Annotated in this window: 20 protein-coding genes and 1 pseudogene; 9 read left to right on the top strand and 12 right to left on the bottom strand. The window is 40.3% G+C overall.

Features of this window, described 5'->3' with window-relative positions; translation table 11 throughout:
- Positions 1-17: 17 nt before the first annotated feature.
- Positions 18-392, bottom strand: a complete 375-nt coding sequence (locus HWV03_RS07395; RefSeq protein ID WP_211680085.1) for a YybH family protein — start codon at positions 390-392, stop codon at positions 18-20.
- A 121-nt stretch (positions 393-513) separates the two neighbouring features.
- On the opposite strand from HWV03_RS07395, the gene HWV03_RS07390 reads away from it, so the two are divergent.
- Positions 514-1,467 carry a LysR family transcriptional regulator gene (locus HWV03_RS07390; protein ID WP_211679131.1) on the top strand — a complete coding sequence of 318 codons (954 nt, stop codon included), beginning with the start codon at positions 514-516 and terminating at the stop codon, positions 1,465-1,467.
- A 42-nt stretch (positions 1,468-1,509) separates the two neighbouring features.
- On the opposite strand, the gene HWV03_RS07385 is transcribed toward HWV03_RS07390, so the two are convergent.
- The gene (locus tag HWV03_RS07385; protein ID WP_211679130.1) at positions 1,510-1,716 is read right to left on the bottom strand and encodes a 2-hydroxymuconate tautomerase family protein; all 207 of its coding nucleotides are present in this window, start codon (positions 1,714-1,716) and stop codon (positions 1,510-1,512) included.
- 65 nt (positions 1,717-1,781) lie between these two features.
- A complete protein-coding gene (locus tag HWV03_RS07380) occupies positions 1,782-2,720 on the bottom strand; it encodes a DMT family transporter (protein ID WP_211679129.1) in 939 nt (312 codons plus the stop codon).
- 127 nt (positions 2,721-2,847) lie between these two features.
- On the opposite strand from HWV03_RS07380, the gene HWV03_RS07375 reads away from it, so the two are divergent.
- Together HWV03_RS07375 and HWV03_RS07370 are read left to right on the top strand one after the other, a co-directional pair.
- On the top strand, positions 2,848-3,714 hold the full coding sequence (locus HWV03_RS07375) for a LysR family transcriptional regulator (RefSeq protein ID WP_211674738.1): 867 nt from the start codon (positions 2,848-2,850) through the stop codon (positions 3,712-3,714).
- Between the two features lie 121 nt (positions 3,715-3,835).
- Positions 3,836-4,591 carry a YdcF family protein gene (locus HWV03_RS07370; RefSeq protein ID WP_211679128.1) on the top strand — a complete coding sequence of 252 codons (756 nt, stop codon included), beginning with the start codon at positions 3,836-3,838 and terminating at the stop codon, positions 4,589-4,591.
- A gap of 76 nt (positions 4,592-4,667) precedes the next feature.
- Here HWV03_RS07370 and HWV03_RS07365 read toward each other — a convergent pair whose 3' ends face one another.
- On the bottom strand, positions 4,668-6,275 hold the full coding sequence (locus HWV03_RS07365; RefSeq protein WP_211679127.1) for a cation:proton antiporter domain-containing protein: 1,608 nt from the start codon (positions 6,273-6,275) through the stop codon (positions 4,668-4,670).
- Between the two features lie 267 nt (positions 6,276-6,542).
- Between HWV03_RS07365 and HWV03_RS07360 the strand changes: the two genes are divergently transcribed.
- The 5 genes and pseudogenes from HWV03_RS07360 to HWV03_RS07340 all read left to right on the top strand — a co-directional run bounded on the left by HWV03_RS07360 (position 6,543) and on the right by HWV03_RS07340 (position 11,951).
- Positions 6,543-6,890 (top strand): metalloregulator ArsR/SmtB family transcription factor, encoded by a 348-nt coding sequence (locus HWV03_RS07360; protein WP_211679126.1) that lies wholly within the window; start codon positions 6,543-6,545, stop codon positions 6,888-6,890.
- Positions 6,891-6,898: 8 nt separating this feature from the next.
- On the top strand, positions 6,899-7,927 hold the full coding sequence (gene arsB, locus HWV03_RS07355) for an ACR3 family arsenite efflux transporter (RefSeq protein WP_211679125.1): 1,029 nt from the start codon (positions 6,899-6,901) through the stop codon (positions 7,925-7,927).
- 86 nt (positions 7,928-8,013) lie between these two features.
- The gene (locus tag HWV03_RS07350; protein ID WP_211679124.1) at positions 8,014-9,021 is read left to right on the top strand and encodes an ArsJ-associated glyceraldehyde-3-phosphate dehydrogenase; all 1,008 of its coding nucleotides are present in this window, start codon (positions 8,014-8,016) and stop codon (positions 9,019-9,021) included.
- Positions 9,018-10,238: an organoarsenical effux MFS transporter ArsJ gene (gene arsJ / locus HWV03_RS07345; protein WP_211679123.1), complete on the top strand. Its 1,221-nt coding sequence runs from the start codon at positions 9,018-9,020 to the stop codon at positions 10,236-10,238. The genes HWV03_RS07350 and arsJ overlap by 4 nt, the downstream gene beginning before the upstream one ends.
- A gap of 226 nt (positions 10,239-10,464) precedes the next feature.
- Positions 10,465-11,951: pseudogene (locus HWV03_RS07340) on the top strand (carbon starvation CstA family protein).
- A 103-nt stretch (positions 11,952-12,054) separates the two neighbouring features.
- Here HWV03_RS07340 and HWV03_RS07335 read toward each other — a convergent pair.
- From HWV03_RS07335 to HWV03_RS07305, 7 genes are all read right to left on the bottom strand, one after another.
- Complete coding sequence (locus tag HWV03_RS07335; protein WP_211675720.1) at positions 12,055-12,753, bottom strand: ABC transporter ATP-binding protein; 699 nt, start codon at positions 12,751-12,753, stop codon at positions 12,055-12,057.
- Positions 12,754-12,760: 7 nt separating this feature from the next.
- Entirely contained in the window at positions 12,761-14,044 is a 1,284-nt protein-coding gene (locus HWV03_RS07330) for an ABC transporter permease (RefSeq protein ID WP_255547112.1), read from the bottom strand.
- 2 nt (positions 14,045-14,046) lie between these two features.
- Positions 14,047-15,264 (bottom strand): ABC transporter permease, encoded by a 1,218-nt coding sequence (locus tag HWV03_RS07325; protein ID WP_211679122.1) that lies wholly within the window; start codon positions 15,262-15,264, stop codon positions 14,047-14,049.
- Positions 15,261-16,487, bottom strand: a complete 1,227-nt coding sequence (locus HWV03_RS07320) for a TolC family protein (RefSeq protein ID WP_255547111.1) — start codon at positions 16,485-16,487, stop codon at positions 15,261-15,263. The genes HWV03_RS07325 and HWV03_RS07320 overlap by 4 nt, the downstream gene beginning before the upstream one ends.
- Positions 16,488-16,536: 49 nt before the next feature.
- Positions 16,537-17,673, bottom strand: coding sequence for an efflux RND transporter periplasmic adaptor subunit (locus HWV03_RS07315; RefSeq protein WP_255547110.1), 1,137 nt, complete (start codon positions 17,671-17,673; stop codon positions 16,537-16,539).
- Between the two features lie 161 nt (positions 17,674-17,834).
- Positions 17,835-18,785 carry an alpha/beta hydrolase gene (locus HWV03_RS07310; protein ID WP_255547109.1) on the bottom strand — a complete coding sequence of 317 codons (951 nt, stop codon included), beginning with the start codon at positions 18,783-18,785 and terminating at the stop codon, positions 17,835-17,837.
- Positions 18,786-18,863: 78 nt separating this feature from the next.
- Complete coding sequence (locus tag HWV03_RS07305; RefSeq protein WP_211679119.1) at positions 18,864-19,337, bottom strand: ASCH domain-containing protein; 474 nt, start codon at positions 19,335-19,337, stop codon at positions 18,864-18,866.
- Between the two features lie 311 nt (positions 19,338-19,648).
- On the opposite strand from HWV03_RS07305, the gene HWV03_RS07300 reads away from it, so the two are divergent.
- Complete coding sequence (locus tag HWV03_RS07300; protein WP_211679118.1) at positions 19,649-20,938, top strand: serine hydrolase domain-containing protein; 1,290 nt, start codon at positions 19,649-19,651, stop codon at positions 20,936-20,938.
- Positions 20,939-20,992: 54 nt separating this feature from the next.
- Here HWV03_RS07300 and HWV03_RS07295 read toward each other — a convergent pair whose 3' ends face one another.
- Positions 20,993-21,961: a YheT family hydrolase gene (locus tag HWV03_RS07295; RefSeq protein WP_211679117.1), complete on the bottom strand. Its 969-nt coding sequence runs from the start codon at positions 21,959-21,961 to the stop codon at positions 20,993-20,995.
- Between the last annotated feature and the right edge of the window lie 32 nt (positions 21,962-21,993).

Below are 21,993 nucleotides of genomic sequence, written 5' to 3'. Positions count from 1 at the left end.
GTTCATCAACCAGTCATTTAACGCTCACCTTGTACTTCAAAGTCATCTGCTGCTAATAACGCACTGCCATCAGCTTGAATACGCCATTGCTCGTGATGTACCGCACCAAACGCTTTATTCATTGTCCATTTTGCTGTTAATACATAGCTATCATCATTCATCGCTACCCATTCAACATCAGTATAATCAACGGCATTGAAACCTTGATCAATAATACCTTGCCAAAATGTTTGGATCTCTTCACGACCAGTAAAAGTACCAAACGGACGAGCATGCATAATCGTACCTTCTTCATATTGCGCTGCACAACCTGCTGCGTCTTGATTATTAAAGGCTTTCTGCCATGCTGCTATTCCGGATTTACAGGCTAATAAAATCTGTTCTTGTGTCATCATCTTGCTCCTATTAAGTGTATGAGTGTTACTTTACCGCTATAATTGGAGAATAAAAACAGCACAATCAGAAAACACTGTTAAGATAAACAGAACAATTAAACATAGGTAATAATACACAATGACTAAGCTTAGGAAAATGACGGTATTCATGCACATAGTAAAGCTAGGCTCTATAACCAAAGCTGCAGAGAAACTAGACGTATCTAAATCCGTTGTCAGCCAACATTTGAAGCAACTTGAAACTGAGCTTGCGGTTACCTTGCTTAAACGTACAACGCGTAAACAAAGCCTCACGCCTGCTGGTGAACATTTCTATCAACAATGTTGCACCATGCATGAACTGGCAGAACAAGCGTGGCAAGACGCCCAGCAATTACAAGTCTCCCCGCAAGGATTAATCAAGATCACAGCACCGCATGCTTTAATGGATCATCTGGTTTTACCCGCATTACATGACGTATTTAATGCTTATCCAAATGTCGAGTTAGAATTAATTAGCCATGATGGTCAATTGGATCTCATGCAAGAAGGCATCGACATTGCGATACGTGTGGGAGAATCAAAGATAAGCAATCTCAAGCAAAAGCGAATAGGTGATTTCAGAGATGTACTCTGTGGTGCAGTGCAAACCATTAATGCTCATCAAACCGATATAAACGCATTAAAACTTGAAGATAACATTGAGTTTGAAACAACAACGCTCTCGCTCACTCAGATAAAGTACGTCGCGAATCACTGGCAAGAAAAATCGATTCGTCATCATCTTAGTCTTAAGAAAAGTAGCCTTAAACACCGTAGATCAACAAAAGCTAATAAGCAGCGCTGCGAACTGAACTTTAAAACCAATCATAAAGCCAACACCCTACCTACTTGCGTAACAATGTTAGAACAAGGGTTTGGTGTTGGTATTATTCCAGACTTTATATTTGCTAAACACATAGCTACGTTAGCGGAACTATTACCCAACTATCAACTCGATAAAGTAAATGTGTATGCACTGCACTCTTATCAATCGGCGGTACCAGTTGGCGTAACGATGGCAATAGAAGCTATCGCCAAGAGACTCAGATAACTGGCTATTAACTGTTAATATCCGATAGCCAGTAACAGACGACTAAAGCTGAGATTTTTGGCGCAGTGCCGTCACCACTTCGCCACCGATGCCCCAATTATCGGTATTCACTTCGTCAATCACCACGACGGTCGTTTTCGGGTTTTTCCCCAATACGTCCACCAGCAATTGTGTCGCACCTGCAATTAACTGTGCTTTTTGCTCTTTCGTTACTTGCTCATCGGTGATTTTTATATTGATATACGGCATTGAACAACTCCTTTGGTAATAACGGTCAGAATTCCATAATCTAACCTTGAAATAGCAGACTTAATTTATGCGCGGTCACTCGTGGAGTGAGTTAATTTTGTATTAGCAAAGTACTTTTTATTAACAAAAAACTGAGTATTAGCAAACCAAACACCTATACTCACCGTTGTCATAGCAATGATCAAACTTGCTTTAACAGGTTCATCAAATACAAATAACGCACTCACACCAGCAATAACCGGTACCATCGCCATCATAGTGCCCATGTTCGCCGCACCAATAATCTGCACAGCGCGAACATATAACAGCATCTGTACTATCGTCGCCATGAACCCCTGATAAAAGCTTTGTAATAAAATATCCCCCCACAATCCAGCACTGACTAATTCGAAACTGATATTCTTAGGTAACCAGAGTAAATAAATCGGCATGTAGATGGTGCAAGTGATCATAGCCAGACTTGCAGTAGCTTGCCATGGTGTGATCTGCCAACGGCTCAGTAATACTGAAAATATGCCCCAACAAAACGCAGCACCCGCCAAACTTAAATGACCAATAGATAATGTTCCCAGCGCTAAAAATTCTTGTACAAATAGCACCGCAATACCCGATGTGATCATCGCAACACCAAACCACTTACTCCAAGCGTGCTTTTGCTTGTTAACCACAACCGACAAAACAATAATCATCACGGGAATCAAGCCCGGTAATAGCACTGCAGACTGTGAACCGGGTGTCGTTTCAAATCCTTGGAAGGCAAATAACGCATATCCGAGACCACCAAACAGGCTACAAACAATGAACTTAGGTTGCCATAATTTGAACCTAAATTTAAACCACCAAATTGGTAATACCAAAGCCGCACAGGTTGCATAACGAATAGCAATGACATCATACGAAAGCAAGGGACTGATCCCACCCATACGTGATACTAAAATAAACCCCGACCAAATGAGCACGGCCCCGAATGCAGCCAAATAGCCTTGGCGTGTTGAATTATCCATAATCTATTCCTAACTAAGCTTATGAATTAGAGTATAAAAGCAATATACTGTTATTAATAATGAATTATTGTGAATCTATCTTTCTCATGTTGAGAAAGTAATGCAGTTTAACGTGGAGATATAAAGAGTGGAATTGTCTGATCTTACTATTTTTTGTGCTGTAGTCGAAATGGGCGGGATAAGTCCTGCAGCACACGCATTAAATCGTGTACCTTCAAACATTACATCACGAGTCAAAAAGTTAGAAGCCGAATTAAATACCGATCTATTCATTCGAGAAAAAAACCGGTTAAGGCCCTCGCCCACAGGTGAACAATTTTTTAATCACGCTAAAGAAATTCTCGCTATGGCTGAATCGGCTATACTGCAAATCAATAATACGACACCATCTGGAAGACTACGCTTGGGCAGTATCGAAGCTGTCGCAGCATCACGGCTATCTAACGTATTAATGGATTTTCATCAAACCTACACTGAAGTCGAGTTAGAAGTAACGACCAGCCCCACAGGCATACTCATCGAACAGATTATTGATGGCCAATTAGACTTAGCACTCGTATCTGATCCTCCTCAAGATCAACGGCTGCAAATAACGCCAGTATTTAGCGAAACCCTGGTACTGGTTTCTAGCTTGCGTAATGAGGATATTAACTCACCATTAGATTTAGGGCATAATCCCACGTTGCTGGGTTTCTCAACCCAATGTGTCTATCGCACACGTTTAGTTAACTGGATAAAACAAGCAGATCTGCACCCCAAAATTGTGGAAATAAACTCCTATACTGCGTTATTAAACTGCGTAACAGCGGGTATGGGGGTGGGTTTTGTGCCAGAAAAGTTATTGACGATATATCCATTTAAAGAAGGTATTAAAACACACCCTTTACCGACCGCGATCGGTACTACAACAACGAATTTAATTTGGCGCAAGGACTCGGTAAAATCAAGTATGGAAGCATTTAAGAACATATTAATGGCAACATCAAACATCTAGTTTAACAATAAGTTTCAGTCACTTATAAGCATCGACCAGCCACTTAAACAATGATAAATTATTTTATTACTTTATACTGCAATGAAATACTGTGTTTTTCATACTTCAACAAGGACAATCAATGAGCCTGCTGCTTATATCTTTACTTATCATTATCAGCCTATTATTACGTTTATTTAACGTTCATCGCGCCAAGTCAGTCGTATTATGCTGCACAATTTTACTTACAGTGCTTATCAGCATCGGGGTCGTGCCTAAATATTTATTGGATAAATTACAACAAGATTATGTGGCTAAAACCTCGATTCATTGGCAGGAAAATAACGCTATTATCTTACTGGGGGCAGGCCTAGAAAAGGTTGGCGATAATATTGAGCCACCTTTCTATTCTTTTGCAAGAATCTACGAAGCTGCAAGAGTTTACAATGAATGTGTTGACAGTAATCAGCAATGTAAAATCATTGTAAGCGGTGGTGATACAAAGAAACTTGGTGATACAGAAGCCGCCGTTTATAAAGAACGCTTAATTTCTATTGGTATTAATGCCGTTGATATAATCACCGAACCAAACAGTCTTAACACATGGCAGAATGCACAATTCACCAGTGAAATACTCAGAAAAGGTAATTTCGACAACAATGTCTTAGTCTCATCAGGGTTACATATCAAACGTAGTCTATTGTACTTTGAACATTTCGGTGTACATGCGACCCCAATCAGAGCGGATTATATGTCAGCCAATATATCATTCATCCCACTTGGGTATAACTTTGCACTGACTGATTTTGCACTGCACGAATGGATTGGGTTTTGGCGATATGATATTTACAACATGATTGGCGCAAATCAAGAGCGCACGAACGCGGGAGACGCCTAGTTTCGCTTACAAAGTATTAACGAAGGTAACTTAGGACTGATTGAACCATGCTAGTTACCTTCGTATATTGATTATATTAACTATCGACAGGAGGGCGTGTTGGAATTTTTAATTCAGTCCAAACATGGTGAGCGAAACCCGCACCCGCTTCTTGATACATGTTATAAACAGGATTAACGCCAAGCGCTCTCAGCTCATCTTCATCACTCTTAAAGTGTGCAAGCGCAGCAACTTGGAAACTACAACTGTCCATCTTTTGTAACTGCTCCGCAGCATAGTGATTACCATGATGGTCAGGCATGGCCAATAACACCAGTTTGATGTTGTCAGTCATTTCCAGCTTATTCCAAAAATCCGTGTCCAGTGCATCACCGGTGATCACTCGTCGACCTAATTCAAGATGATTCAAGGTCTTTTGGTTATTGTAATCAAGGCCTAATACCTTACCACCATATTTAGATTGCAATTCATCATACGCACCAGCACCAATTCGGCCCATCCCCATCACCAAGATCTCGGCATCACCAAGGGAAACCGGACGATCATCAATGTGTAAATCCGTAGTCTGAAAACGCGCTAACTTATCGGTAAAGCGACTATAGATGTTATCAGCATACTTATTAAGCAACGAGGCAATTACAAAACTAAGCGATACCGCAAGTGCTGTAATAATCAGCCAATCTTGTGATAACCAACCTTTATAAGTCGCTAACGCCGCCACAATCAAACCAAACTCACTGTAGTTTGCCAACGAAAATGCCGCAAATAATGATGTACGAGCGCGTAATTTAAATTTCGCCAACGTAAAGAAATATAAGGCTATTTTACCAAACAATAAGACCGCCAAAATACCTGCAACAAACAAGTGATCTACCGTCGGGAGTCCACCTAAACCTATGCTGAGAAAGAAACAAACAAGCAGCATCTCTTTCATATTAAACAAAGACTTTGCCATCTGCTTGGCACTGGGGTGACCCGCTAACAACATACCGGCAATCAACGCACCCAAATCAGCTTTCATACCTACCGATTCAAACAACCCAGCGCCAAGCACAAGCGAAAGGAAAATACCGTACAGAACCAACAATTCACCGTGGCCGACTTTGTCTAACAATTTAAACAACAGTGGTCTAATTAACGGTAATGCTAATAAAATAACAGCAAACAACGACGGGATCTTACCGACTGAAACAGTTAAAAATACCACGGCAAAAATATCTTGCATGATCAAAATACCAATCGCGATACGACCATATAACGAGTTTGTTTCACTCTTTTCTTCTAGGATTTTCACTGCAAATACAGTACTTGAAAAACTTAATGAAAATGCGACAAGCACCAGTGAAAAGGTATCGAGGTTAGTAAAAAAAGTTAAACCGACTTGTTTTAAGATAAATAAAACGACTGCATAAAAAGCAATACTGGCAAAAATATGCACACTTGCCCCACCCCATACCTCGGCTTTAAACAAAGTACGTATATCTAACTTTAAGCCAATCGAAAACAAGAGCAAGGTAACACCGAGATCTGCAAATGTCTGCAAACCTTCAGTCGCTTCAAAACCATAAAAATTAAGCGCAAAACCCGCTAATAGGAAACCAACCATAGGTGGTAATCCGGTAAGATTAACAAGCATACCAAAACTGAATGCAGTGGCGATAAAAAGTAAAAGAGTAGTATCCATTAACGAGACCTATATAAGCTGGACTTAGCGCCTATACCCTCGACATGATAACCGTGAGCATGATTAGCGATAATATTTATTGGTTAAATTAAAGCAGTAAATTAGCTTGCTAATTTTAAGATAATTAATGACATAGAACAATCTCTTTATACCACTTAGGTATTAAACTTATATTATATATAACACAGATCGAATATAACATTTGACACATATAACAATTGGTGTATACACTTATCGCATAACAAAAAACATATATGAGTACACAATATGGAACCGACACAACTTTTTAAAATTCTTTCTGACGAAACTCGTCTAAGAATATTAATGCTAATTGATATTGAAAAAGAGCTTTGCGTATGTGAATTAATCTCAGCCGTGACAGCCAGTCAACCCAGCATTTCTCGTAATTTATCTCAACTCCGTAAGTCTGGTTTATTAGTTGATAGAAAGTATAAACAATGGGTGTTCTATGCAATTAACCCAGAATTACCTGAATGGCAAAAAACCATTATAGATCTTAGCGCACAACAAAATGGCAGCTTAATAAGTGCTGATATACAACGACTAAACGGTATGGGTAAACGCCCCGAAAGAACACAACAACACTGCGAGTAAGAACGAACATGGGTATATTTGAACGATATTTATCAGTATGGGTAGCACTTGCTATCATCACGGGTGTGGTTTTAGGCGCTTGGCAACCAGATGTTTTTCAGTTAATTGCAGATTTAGAAATTGCACATGTTAACTTAGTTGTCGCCGTCTTTATCTGGATAATGATTTATCCAATGATGGTACAAATCGATTTTTCTGCCATTAAAGATGTCGGCAAAAATCCAAAAGGATTATTCCTCACCGTATTCATTAATTGGATCATTAAACCCTTTACGATGGCTGCTTTTGCCTGGTTATTTTTTAAAGTGTTTTTCGCTGACATGGTCGACCCCAGCTCTGCACAAGAATATATCGCGGGGATGATCTTACTCGGTGTCGCGCCTTGTACTGCAATGGTATTTGTTTGGTCACAACTCACCAAAGGAGATGCAAATTATACTTTAGTGCAAGTGTCCGTAAACGATATTATTATGGTCTTTGCATTTGCCCCTATCGCTGCATTTTTACTGGAAGTCAGTGATATCAATGTACCTTGGGAAACCTTGCTGTTATCTGTTTTACTCTATGTTGTACTACCCTTGATTGCAGGTATCCTGACACGTAAAACATTAAATAAATCAACCGACAAAGAAGCAATTCAGCATGCGTTAGCAAAACTAAAACCTTGGTCTATCTTAGGCCTACTCGCCACGGTTGCTTTACTGTTTGGTTTTCAGGCTAACACCTTACTTAACGATCCTAAGACTATTCTTCTCATCGCTATTCCGCTGGCATTACAGACATACATGATCTTTGCAATTACTTTTTTCGCCGCAAAACGCCTTAAACTACCGCATAACATCGCAGGTCCGGCTTGCTTAATTGGTACCTCCAATTTCTTTGAGCTCGCTGTCGCCGTTGCTATCTCGTTATTTGGGCTGCATTCTGGCGCAGCACTTGCCACAGTGGTGGGTGTACTCGTTGAAGTGCCTATTATGCTATCACTCGTCGCCATTATTAATCGTAACCAAGGTTCTTTTAACTATTCAAGGACTTAGACTAAACTTACGCTAATAAAAATAGTAATCTATGCAGTAATTAAATAGAAACATAAATTAAAATAATCTGTATTTTGGAGAATAAAATGACTATTAAAATCGGTATCAATGGATTTGGCCGTATGGGTCGTCTGGCAATGCGTGCAGCCTTTAATTGGGATGATATTGAAATTGTGCAAATTAATGATCCTGCTGGTAATGCAGAAACACTGGCACACTTACTTAATTTTGACTCGATTCATGGCCGTTGGGAGCATCAAGCTGAACATCTTGGCGATCAAATGATCATCGCTGACCGTTTTATTCCTTGTACACGCAATACCGCCATTACCGATACCGACTGGTCACAGTGTGACGTGGTACTGGAGGCATCGGGAAAAATGAAAACATCTGCCCTACTGCAAGGTTATTTAGACCAAGGTGTTAAGCGCGTAGTTGTAACAGCGCCAGTAAAAGAAGAAGGTGTGTTAAACGTGGTGATGGGTGTGAATGATGATCTTTACAACAAAGACCTCCACCCTATTGTTACCGCGGCGTCTTGTACCACCAACTGCCTCGCGCCAGTGGTTAAAGTGTTAAAAGAAAAATTGGGCATTAAACATGGCTCAATGACCACGATCCACAACATCACCAATACACAAACTATTCTGGATGCACCACATGCTGATTTACGTCGTGCCCGTGCTTGTGGTACATCATTGATACCGACAACAACGGGATCTGCAACAGCAATTACCAATATCTTCCCAGAATTAACTGGTAAGTTAAACGGTCATGCTATCCGAGTGCCACTAGCAAACGCATCACTCACCGATTGTGTGTTTGAAGTTGAACGTGAAACAACAGCAGAAGAAGTTAACAGTTACTTCAAGCAAGCGACAGAAAACGAACTTAAAGACATCCTTGGTTATGAAGAACGCCCATTAGTATCGGTTGATTACAAAACCGACCCGCGCTCAAGTATCATTGATGCCTTATCAACTATGGTTGTTAATGGTACGCAAGTGAAAATTTATGCTTGGTATGACAATGAATGGGGTTATGCAAATCGCGCCGCAGAATTGGCTCGAATGGTAGGTCGCTTAGACAAATGATAAAAGCGTTAGCGGGTATTTCACCACAAATAAAACAATATCTCATTATTACCGGTAATTATTGGGCTTTCACCTTAACCGATGGCGCATTGCGTATGTTGGTTGTGCTGTATTTCCATCAGCTTGGTTACAGCCCTTTTAATATCGCCATGTTATTTTTGTTTTATGAAGTATTTGGCGTTATCACTAATTTAATTGGTGGCTGGCTAGGTGCTCGGCTGGGATTAAATAAAACCATGAACATTGGTTTAGGGATGCAAATTGTCGCCTTAATGATGTTAACCGTACCCGCTGACATGCTGACTGTTGTTTATGTTATGATCGCACAAGCCTTATCAGGTATTGCTAAAGACCTAAATAAGATGAGCGCCAAAAGTGCCATTAAGTTACTGGTTCCAAAAGATAATGATAGCGGCAGTAACAACAAGCTATACCAATGGGTTGCGGTTCTTACCGGCTCTAAAAATGCGTTAAAAGGGGTTGGTTTTTTCTTGGGTGGTGTCCTATTAACCACGCTGGGCTTCCAAGGTGCAATTCAGATCATGGCAGCAATGCTATTTGTGGTCTGGATGTGGAGTTTAATCAGTTTAAAAGCCGAACTCGGTAAAGCCAAAAATAAACCTAAATTTACGGAAATATTTTCTAAGAGTCGTTCGATAAACTTACTCTCTGCGGCACGGTTGTTTTTATTCGGTGCCCGTGATGTTTGGTTTGTCGTTGCACTCCCGGTATTTTTAGCAACCAGCTTTAACTGGGATCATTGGTGGGTTGGCGGCTTTATGGCAAGTTGGGTTATCGGTTATGGCATAGTGCAGTCAATCGCTCCACGCTTCACCGGTAAATCACCATCACCAAGTTCAGCAGCACTATGGGCAGGTTATTTAGCCATTATTCCAGTATTAATTGCCATTGCACTGCATTATCAATTCTATGTGCAATTCTCGATTATCGTTGGCTTATTAACCTTTGGTGGCTTGTTTGCCATCAACTCATCATTACACAGTTACTTAATTGTGAGTTTAGCCAGCAGTGATGGCGTATCAATGGATGTAGGCTTTTACTACATGGCTAACGCAATGGGACGGCTGATAGGTACTGTATTATCGGGCTGGGTATTTCAACTGTATGGCTTAGAAATGTGCTTATGGATTTCCGCGCTATTCATCTCCCTCTCAGCCATTATTGCATTAAAGCTAAAAGACTCATCGACAAGCTAAACCGCAAAATAACTTGGTAATAGTTTACGCTATTACCAAGTATGAATAATCCTAATTGCTAAATCCCTATCAAATACCATCTCGTCACAAAATATGCCTTATTTACTTGAAGTTAGCCACAAACAGTTAACAATTGGGCAACTGACACCTTATTATGCGTAACCTTACATATAGAGCCTACACACCCAATTAAATCCATACATCCAGGACGGAGCTATAAACAACTATGATTATCTTTTTTATCTGTATAACACTATTAATATTAGGGTATAAGTTTTATAGCCCCTTTGTTGAAAAACAAGTTGGTATTAACCCTTCCGCGCAAACACCACAAGTCAGGTTTGAAGAAGGCGTCGACTACGTTGCAATCCATCCTGTTAAAGCCTTCCTTATTCAATTTTTAAATATTGCTGGTGTTGGCCCTATTTTTGGTCCGATCCTTGGTGCGATTTATGGTCCGATAGCCCTTGTTTGGATCGTTTTGGGTAATATTTTAGGTGGTGCAGTACACGATTATTTCTCGGGGGTATTAAGTATTAAAGAAGATGGTAAAAGTCTGCCTGAAATTGCAGGACACTATTACAACGTCTTCTTTAAAGCGGTGATGTTAGTATTCACTGCTATGCTACTATTTTTTGTTGGCGTAGTCTTCATCATGAGTCCTGCTGGCCTATTAAGTAACCTAACTTATTTCGAAGGCACTTTCCTCGCTGGCAATACGTTTTGGGTATTAGTGATTTTGGGGTATTAGTGATTTTGGGCTATTACTTACTCGCCACCCTGTTACCTATTGATAAGATCATTACTAAATTTTATCCTATTTTTGGTTTATTAATGATTGTGATGACTTCACTTATCGCGATTTCATTACTTTTCAATGCTCCTCATTTACCTGTCGCAGGTGATTTTTTGGGGTATTTCAACGCCGATCATTACAGCCATGATTTCTTAGAACCCAATGCCGATGGTCTGCCAGTGTGGCCATTATTATTCATGACGATTACCTGTGGCGCGATCAGTGGTTTCCATTCAACGCAAGCCCCTATTATTGCTCGTTGCCTAACCAATGAAAAATATGTTCGCCCCGTTTATTATGGCGCGATGATGTGTGAAGGGATTGTCGGTTGTGTATGGGCATTAGCAGGTATTGCCGCGTTTCCTGAAGGTTACTCTGAACTTAAAGCATTGCTTGATCAAGGTGGGCCAGGTCTAGTGGTTAACCATGTAGCAAACAGTTATCTTGGGGCACTCGGTGGTATTATGGCTATTATTGCAGTTGCCGTATTCCCTATTACGTCAGGTGATACAGCCTTCCGTTCATTACGTTTAACCTTAGTTGATGCGTTTAATATCCCGCAAAACTTACGCAATCGTTTGTTACTGGCAGTGCCAATTTTGATCATCGCTTATTTCATGACTAAGTTAGACTTTTCATTAATCTGGCGTTATTTCGCATTTTCAAACATGCTGCTTTCTACCAGTGTATTATGGTTAGCAACTAAATTCTTATTTGAACGCAGAACGTTCCATTGGATTGCTAGTTTGCCTGCCGTTATTGGTACCAGCGTTACCGTATCTTATATTATGACCGCAGGAATTGGTTTCAATATGCCAATTGAATACAGTAAGCCGATTGGTATTGCTGTTGGTGTCGTCACGTTACTATTACTAATCGTTTCACATAATAAACGCCCAAAGACTTTGATTACCTAATTATGACAAAACAGATTGTAGCCATTGTTCAAGCATGCAACTACCGTTAGTACTACCTTTACTTAGTCCAAGTAAAGATAGTACTAATCGGTGGAATAGAAAACTAAACCACACGTTCATCTGAAACAATTTTTCCATCTTTGATATTGATAATACGTTTAGTACGCTGAGCCAAAGCGTTATCATGAGTGACGATAATGAAGGTTCGACCTTCTCTGTGCAATTCATTAAACAAGGCTTCAATTTCAGCACCTGATTTAGAATCTAACGCTCCCGTCGGTTCATCCGCCAAGATTATTTGAGGATCATTAACTAGTGCGCGAGCAATCGCAACTCGCTGCTTTTGACCCCCAGAGAGTTGATTAGGCTTATGGTGCATACGATCCCCCAAACCAACTCGCTCAAGTAATGCAGCCGCTTTTTTCCTTCTTTCAGCTGCTTTAACACCTCGATACACCAAAGGTAGAGCGACATTTTCCAATGCACTCGCATATTCCAATAAATTAAAACTTTGAAAAACGAATCCAATATTCAGATTGCGAATTTTTGCTAACTGATTACCGCTTAATGCGGACACATCTTGGCTATTCAAATAGTACTCACCCAAGGTTGGTTTATCTAAACAGCCGAGCATATTCATTAATGTTGATTTACCAGAGCCCGAGGGTCCTAATATAGAAAGAAACTCACCTTTATTTATCGACAAAGAAACACGGTCCAAGGCACGTATTTCTTCATCACCACTTTTATAATGCTTACTGATCCCATTTAGAATAACGAGTGTTTCAGCCGTAGGTATCATATTATTATCATTCACTTTGTAACGCCTCTAAAGGTGTAATGCTGGCGGCCCTATTTGCAGGAAACCAAGCCGCCGCGACTCCAACTAGACTTAGGGCAAGAATAACCAAGCCGATGATAGAGAAAGAGAGTTCAGGTGTTGGTTTTCCGAGTTCTTCATACAAACGATTTCCCGAAATAGGTAACGCCTGAATCGAATTTATCAAGCCAAAAGTCAGTCCTAATCCGAGTCCCCCTCCAATTGCCATAGTAAAAAGAGACTGAGTCAGATAATGAAGTCTGATCGTTGCAGGACTTGCTCCTACAGCCATTCTTAAGCCAATGTCACGCGTAGCCCGCTTAACCGTTGCATACATCACATTAGCGATCCCAATACCCGCAACACCTAAGGTAACAAACCCGATAATACCTAAAAAACTTTGTAAACCGATTAAGAAACGACGCATCGTTTTTTGCCTCAACAACATATCTTGGACCTGAACCAACTGCTTGTCCTCGACGCTTGCACCATACTTTCTCGCAATCACTTGTTTCACTGTGGCCGCAACTTGCTTTCGGTCCACTTCCTTAACAGGCTCAATATTGAGCGCAGAAATAGCGCTGTTTTGATGAAAACGCTGCCAAGTAGAGAACGGTACAAAGATCGACTCGTTCAATGGAATTCCTTGCTCTACATTTGCACTGCTACTTTTTATCAGCCCGATAACGATGAATTCTTCACTGCCTACTTTGACTTTTTTCCCCACGGGGTCAACATTTAAAGTAGGCGTGTTAATCCAGTCAAACCTATCAGATTGATTAAATAGGGAAATCGCGGCATTTTCACCTATGACAATGACCTTACGCTGTTCCTTCATATCCATAGGATTAAACCAGCGTCCTCCGGCTCTAATTTTCAAATCAGTCATCGTTTGGTATCCAGGATAAACACCAAGCGGCACTTGCCATGCTCGACGATTCTCAAACGTCACACGTTCATCCCATTTTGCACTTGGTTGGACATTTTTAACACTCGGCAGCACTTTAATAACATTAAGATCTTCACTCTTTAATTTAAGCTGTTTACCAATATAAAAATCACCCACATTTTTAGTCGCGTAGCCACCTGTCAAATAAATAAGTTTGCCATTACCACTTTCAGAACTTCGAATAAGTCCTTGCCGTAAGCCTTCACCAGAAGCTAACATAATAGCAATACATAGCGTTGCCCACACAACGGCTAAAATGGTTAAACTAAGGCGTAACTTTTCGGCAGCCATCTCCTGGAAAATTTGTCTTATTGGGAGTAACATTCTCAAGCCCTCGCATTCAAAGCAATAACAGGAACAAGGTTTGAAGCACGCCTAGCTGGAAAATAAGAAGCAAAAAGAGCAAGTACGGTAATTACACCTAGCGACATCCAAACAGCCTCAAGCGTTATCGTTGGAAAACCAAGCCACTCAGGCATGCCAATATAATTCAAAAACGCAACAATGCCATAAGAAGAGATAATGCCAATCGCCGTACCACAAGCCACTAAGATCACACCTTCAACTAAAAATTGTCCGAGTATATTATTTGGTGTCGCTCCAATCGCTAAACGAACGCCAATTTCGCGTGTGCGCTCAGTAACAGACAAAAACATAATATTGGCCACACCAAGAGCACCAACAGCTAAAGTCATTGCGCCACTTGCACCAAGGAATAACTGAATACCACGTAATAGGGTCTTAAAGAAAATAGCTTCTCTTCCTAAATCTGGCATATACATTGAGTCTTTATCGCTGGGATCAAAATGTTGCTGCTTAGCAAAGAATGATAACAAACTCTTCCGTAGCATCACGCCAGAAACAGTGTCAGCAGGTGACACCAATAGCATCCCAGGCTTGCTTTGCCATAAATCATTAAACGTTGAACTTGGGATCATAGCTTGGCTTTCTGCACTATTGAATGAGATACCACTTTCCTTTTTTTCTGTCACACCAATAACAATAAAAGGAATACCATTAACGTTCAATGTCCCACCAACGCTTAGATTACCAATATCAGCCAGCCGCCAACCAACCACAGCAACACGACTGTGATTGTTTAAATCGCTACGATTGATTTCTCGCGATTTATTTACTAATTTCTGGTTTTGTATCTCAAAAAACTGATTATCAATCCCACTCACATAACCAGGCAAAGAGCGTCCTTGGCTGTCAGTAACCCTTGCATCCCATTTTTCATAAATGACTGAAATATTACGAACGGCTGATTGCCTAGATATTTCACGCATATCACTTTCGGAAGGTGACACATTTCTTCTGACAGGTAATCCTTGCCAAGCCTTGGTCGTCTGACTCGGAAATACCATTTGAGTATCACTCATTAATAGCGCAAAAGACTTAGTATTCGTTTGATAAAAACCTTCGCCTAACGCCACTAATACTAATACTGAGATAACACCCCATACAATAGCAATAACGGCTAAAAAGCTGCGTAGGCGATGAGCAAGTAAAGTTTGAATCGTTTGAGACAATAACCCGGTCATGATTGCAAAGCCCGCGAGATCATACTGATAGTATTGTCATCCAGCTTTCCTACAGACTTAAGCAAAGAAATACGGTGTTCCCAGTATTTGTAAAATAAAGATTGAAGCATATTCTTACTATCAAAAAGACGGTTATGTGCATCGATAACATCCGATACTTCAGCCATGCCCGCATCATAAACAACTTGCTTGCTTTTTAATACGCGCAAGCGAGATTTTACTTGCTGCTGGGCAATTTCAACACGCTCCCAATCAACCGATAACTGAGTATATCGATTTGAAATAGTGCTGTTAATTCGTATTTCGATCGCTCGTACCTCTTCTTTGGCACGCAGTACCTGTAATTTAGCCCGGTCAACATTAGCACTGGTAGAGCCGTTTAAGTCCAAAGGCGCGCTAAGATTCAGGCTAGCATTAAACTCATCATTGGCTGTATTACTATTACTGTAACCTACAGACCCAGCTAACGTGGGGTAATAACCCGCTTTCGCCTGGTCCTTTCCAAACTCAACCACCCGGACATTCTGTTTTGCCGCAAGCAGTTCTGGGCTGCTATCACTGGCAAGCTTTAACCAAGCAGTTTCGCTGTTTACAATCAACTTGGGCGGGGTCAAATTAGTCGTATCAATTTCATAAACGACATGCGGAGTAATATTAATTAAAGCGATTAATACCGCCTTCATATCAGCAACTTTAGATTGGCTTGCTAAGATATTAGCGCGTTCATCAACATTATTCGCCCGCATATCTTCAAGCTCTGTTGAATGAATTTTACCAGCTTTATAACGAAGGTCTGTAATGTGCAACATTTTAGTTCCTTCGTCGAATTTTTGCTGCGCTAAACGCAAATCACCTTGAGACTGAGCAAGCGCTAAATAAGCATTAATAAGACGTGCAGCCAGATCGTTATGGCTCTGTTTAAACTTTAATTTAGAAGCAAGAAAATCAGCCTGAGATTGGTCCAAGGCCGCCCACTTACTGCTATCCCAAATCGTTTGATTGACTCTTACACCATAACGACTCGAACTACTGCGACCATCATTCCAATTACTGCTTGCCGTTATTTCAGCGCTCGGGAGTAATGCACTTCGACTCGATCTTATTCCTGTTTCACTGATTTGCTCATCCAATTGAGATTGCTGATAAATTGGATCGTAATACTTTGCAGCATTCCATGCATCCTCAATTGTTAGCGCAAAACTTGATGGGCTAAAACTAGCCATAATAAGTCCGAAAAATGAGTTATAACAAAGAAATCGAACAGACCTTTTCTTATTCATTTGGCGCTCCCATCATCATACTAATATCGATAATGGCCTCCCCACTTTCTAAACCAGAAAGCACCTCAACTATAATGCCATCAGACAAACCTAATTTAACTTCACGTACTGAATACCCTGATTCTGATTCGTCTGGGATCCATACTTCTGGTATTTCACCATTAAAATTTAAAACCCGCTCAGGAATAGTAACAACATCAGAAACATGCTTAAGAATGATTTTCGCTGTCGCAGAAAAGCCCGAACGAATCGTTATATCTTGCGGAAACTGGATATGACCAACTTCAACTTGAAAGCCATTGTCAAAGCTTTTGTTACTATCCGTCGTCGTTGCGTTCAGCGTCTCAGACTGCACAGCGACTTTACTTAACGTCCCTTTCATGATCACTTCTGGGTAAGGTGCTAATATAACGTTAACTGGTGTGCCAACTTTCAACTGTGCGGCATCATGTTCACTAACGCTACCTTTAAAAATCATGTCTTTCATATCCGCAACTGACATCATTTCTGTTGCTGCTTGACTTGATTCCGTTGACGTAATCGGTTCACCAATCTCAACCTTCAAGTTTAAAATCGTCCCATCAATTGGCGCTATAATTGTAGAAGTCAGCTTTGAATCACCAACTGACGATTCACCGCTGCGGATCAGATCGAAATTTTGTTTCTTCTGCTGAACATCTGCCTGGCTTGACTTCACATCAGATCGAGCTTGAATGTACTCTCCATAATTCTTCGGAATAATATTTTGCGACACAAGTTGTTTTAAATTATCTAATTTTTGTAGTGCCGACTCTAGCATTGCTTCGCTTCGCATTAATTCGGTATTAGCCAACGTTAATGCTGCCGGAGTCGGATTTGGACGGACTTTAATAAGTGGCGTACCCACAGTGACGTAATCCCCCACTTGATGGTAAATTTCACCTACAATACCGTCTATTTGAGATTTAATAGAGATTGAATGTGCAGGGACAATTTGACCGACTGCTACAGCTTGTTTTTCAATCGTTCCTAATGAAGCTGTAATTGAAGGAAACTCGTCATTTTTATTCAATGGCTGAGTCATATTGTAATACACGACTCCCATCACCGATGCTGTGAATAAAGCCATGAAGACCCAGCGTTTTTTCATAATATGTTCCATGTACAATAGAGATGAATGATGCGCAATGAACATATGACTACAAGTCGTTATTTATGTTCAATAAGCATGATACACAATTTAAAAAATACGCGTGTTGATTTTTTCGTATAACATGGAAGATTGACTGACATGAATAGGGGTATTACTGATTATTCAGATATGCTCTCTTGAATATAACGACCAATATATTCAGCACCAGATAAAATGATAGAAAAGTGAGTGTCATTTTTTAGTATTTTTATTTCATTATCAACTTGAGTCGAGTTTGTATTAGCAAATTCAGTTACTTTTTGGGCATCAAATGCTTCATCGTTTTCACCAATCCATAAGCCAAAACGAGTGAGGTTAGCGATCTGTTTGGCGGGGTTACTAGGCGTTAGTGCATTCGACATATTCACAGTATTAAACGTGACAATCTCAGGGTTATTCTTTAACACTTGGTCAGGAAAATTAAACATGACCGCTTTATCATGCCCCGCCAACAGTCCAAAGGATACTGAGTTAAGGACAAACTTCAGGGTATTTACGTCGGAGAATGCTACTCGATTATTTTCATCATCATGATTAGTTTCTGATTTATAACCAAAATAAGGCGCTAAGAAAACATAACCATCAATATCTTCACGCTGCGACCAATTAGAATAATTTAATGCCAAACCTGCGCCGCTAGAGTGCCCGCCAACATATATTGGCAATTGAGGATACCGACGTCGCGCTTGCTGAACAATCGTATTAATATCAGCCCAAACTTGTTCTTTATTTGGCGCATCACCACGCGCGCCTTCAGAACTACCATGTCCCCTAATATCAGGCATATATACCGCAATATTAAAGTTATCACGTAGACCAATAGCAAGATGGTTATAAGAAAGCCCACTGTGCACACCACCACCATGAAAAAATATTAATACCGCGTTAACGTTAGTCGGAAAGTAAGGTCGATAAGCTAAAAAAATGTTATCTGTTGATTTGATATAATATAATGATGCAAGCGGTTTTTTATCTGCCGCTTTCAAGGCTGAAAGTGAAAAGAAATCACTGGCGATACTTGATGTGGGCCAGATCATCGCCATAGTGAGTAGACATACTTTGAGTAACACGGACTCCCCCTTCTAAATCGCCATTGAGACTAAGTATAGTCCGCATAGGTTAATAACAAACCTAAATCAGTTAAACGTTCAAGCAGCTGTACCGTGTACCACTTGGAAATGCTCTAATACCAGCATCATGTCTTCATTTACTTCAATATCAGCAGCAACACACTCATTAGAAAAGAAATGCCAATGCGCAGCACGCCACCAATCGAGGGTACGATCACCTTCACCTTCAGAACAGGCAAACTCAGCGGTCACATCCGAATATTTACATTCACTCACCGCAGTAATCTCAACAATCGAGGTAGGTTCACCATCCCAATCCGTGACTACCAATAAGTGTCCAGTTTTTGGCATAGGTTCAATTCCCGACTCATACCAATATTTCATGCTACAGGTAGCAGTCTTTATACCTTTACTAATTAAGTCTGCGCATCGGTTCGCATTAATTTCATCATTACAAAAAGAATCAGCACTAAATGACGTGTAACGTTGACGTTCAATGCTAGTCAATGTCGCTAAATATTCTTCAAGATATATTTTTATTTTTTGTTCCATACAGCCCCTCTGAACTAGATTATTCTGTATACCATCAATAAATTAATCTGTCATTCATTCAACATAATACTCCAAACTGCCTTAATGAGTCCATCGAAGTTTATACCCATAAATAAGTACCAAGTTCACGATGATTCAAATTGTATTTACCGATATAACTGGTTACTTTATTTTCGATTAACAATAGATTTGGACTGTACGTGTGCTTATTAACACTTTACTGCTAAGGTTTAAATATTGGGGATCTAATTGTTTATTCTAAAATATAACTCTATCGTCATTATCTATTCACCAACACTTGAGCTGAGAATATGATTATTGATTTTGGATTAAAGAGTTTAGTACATATAAATAGATACCTCCGTCTTGGTAATACGATCCATCTACCAAAATCTCTAACGACAGTGACTACGGTTAATCGAGAGGAAGAAGTCGAACCCACAACAGTCGGAATGACACAAGATGGCGTAGACTCTATTTGGCGATCGGTTGAAGAGATTTATAAGACCGCGACACACCCGGCTATTTCACTGTGTTTTCGCCGCCAGGGAAAAATAATTTTAAGCCGTTCCATTGGTTATGCAAATGGCCATAAACCAAATAAAAAAGCAGAAAAAAACGCACGGCTCATGCAGCCTGAAACACCCATTTGTTATTTTTCAGGTTCGAAAGCGGTTACTGCTTTTTTAATTCATTTATTAAACGAAGATAGACTTATCGATTTACATGATACCGTGAGCTCTCACTTGCCTGAATTTGGTTTGCACGGTAAGCAAGATATCAGTATCCATCAAGTTTTATCGCATCGCAGTGGCATGTCGACGTTGCCCAGTTCACTTGGTGTTAATTCACTTTCAGATAATGACGAAGTTTGGCAACAGCTTTGTGCGAAAAAACTACCCGAAACACAGGTTGATAAACTCGCCTACCATGCGCTGAGTGGTGGTTATATTTTAGAGCGTATCATTAACAAAGTAACGGGTATGAGCATACAAGAATTTCTTGACTTAAGAGTTCGTAAGCCGATGAATATGAAATACTTTAGTTATGGGCTAAGCAAATCAAAAGCGTTAGATTTAGCCGACAACTACGCCACTGGCATAAAAGCAATGTACCCGATCTCGTATTTTATTAAACGTGCGTTGGGTGGTTCATTTGACCGCGTTGCTGAAGTAAGTAATACACCGATGTTTCAACAAGCTGTTATACCATCAGCCAACTTAATGGGGACAGCTGAAGAAATGGGGCGTTTCTATCAAATGCTGTTAAATAATGGTGTTTGGGGAGGAAAACAGATCTGCAAACCGATGACAGTAAGGCGTCTCATACGTGAATACGGTTCATTAGAATTTGATCGAACCCTGATGGTGCCAATGCGTTACAGTGCAGGACTCATGCTGGGGGCAAACCCGGTCGGATTATGGGGGCTGCATAGTGCCCAAGCATTTGGGCATATCGGTTTAATTAACAAATTGTTATGGGCCGACCCAGAGCGTGACATTTCAGTGTCTTTAGTCAATACCGGTTTACCGCTAGTCGCCAACAATGTGCCTTCGTTAATCAACTTCATGACGAGCATTAATAAGCACTGTTCACGTTAATCTGGTTACTCAAGTCCCTTTACACGAGTGCAAAAATAATGACTGTAAGCCGAATTACTTCGCTAACTCGGCAATACGTTCACTTGCCCAACTTTCAAACTTCCAATTTTTAATAAACGCACAATGTCCGCCTTTCGTTTGTAAATCAATACTCAACCATTTCGATTGATGTAAATGACTGAGATGACCTGCTGGGATCATCGGGTCGTCTTCAGAGGTAATGATCGTAGTTGGTATTGCTAATTGACTTAAGCCATCATCAATAATCGAGTAAGCCTCAAAATAATCATTTCGACTAGAAAAATCTGTGTAACCGTCCACAAAGAACTGGTTCATTTCATCAAGTGTTTTTAATTTTTTCAATGCTCGACCATATCCTAACTGCGGATGATGACGCAATTTTTTGGTAAGCGAACGTTTCCACTTGGCAACAAAATATTGTTCATATATTGGAAAACCAGTACTTAACTCCGCCATAGTGGTCCGAGGGTGTAACACAGGGCAAATAGCAATTGCTTGATGTAATTTAATATCTTCTGATTTAGCGATATTAGCAACACGTAAACAAAAGTTACCGCCGAGCGAATAACCACATAACACATTATGCTTACCACCAAATTCAGCACACAGATATTTAACCGCTTCAGCAACTTCCTCTAAGCGGGATGAATTAAATAACTCAGGGTTTAAATGATGCGTATCACCATGATCTCGGAAGTTAAGGCGAAATACATCATAACCCGCATCGAGTAGCGTTTGGCCGCTTGATAGAACATACAGCGAGTCAGCACAGCCCTCCCAACCATGGAGAATAATTGCGAGCCCTTTAGTTGATGCAGGCGTATGTAGCGTTATAAAACCTTCTAACGTCACCCCTTGTGGCGTAGTTATTATATATCGTTTGGATAGACGGAGTAATTCCCTAGCGCGACGTTTTTCCAAAAATGTTCTAGGGCCAGAACTCGATAAAATTGATTGCAGGTGGTTATTGCTCAGCCCTAACGCCGGTTTAAATTTAGTCATTGTTATTCACTTCTACGCCATTACCAAAAAAT

The organism is Moritella sp. 36, assembly GCF_018219415.1.
In the GTDB taxonomy this organism is placed as follows: Bacteria; Pseudomonadota; Gammaproteobacteria; order Enterobacterales; family Moritellaceae; genus Moritella.
The sequence above is the reverse complement of the archived record's forward strand: the minus strand, read 5'-3'. Positions and strand labels throughout refer to the sequence as shown.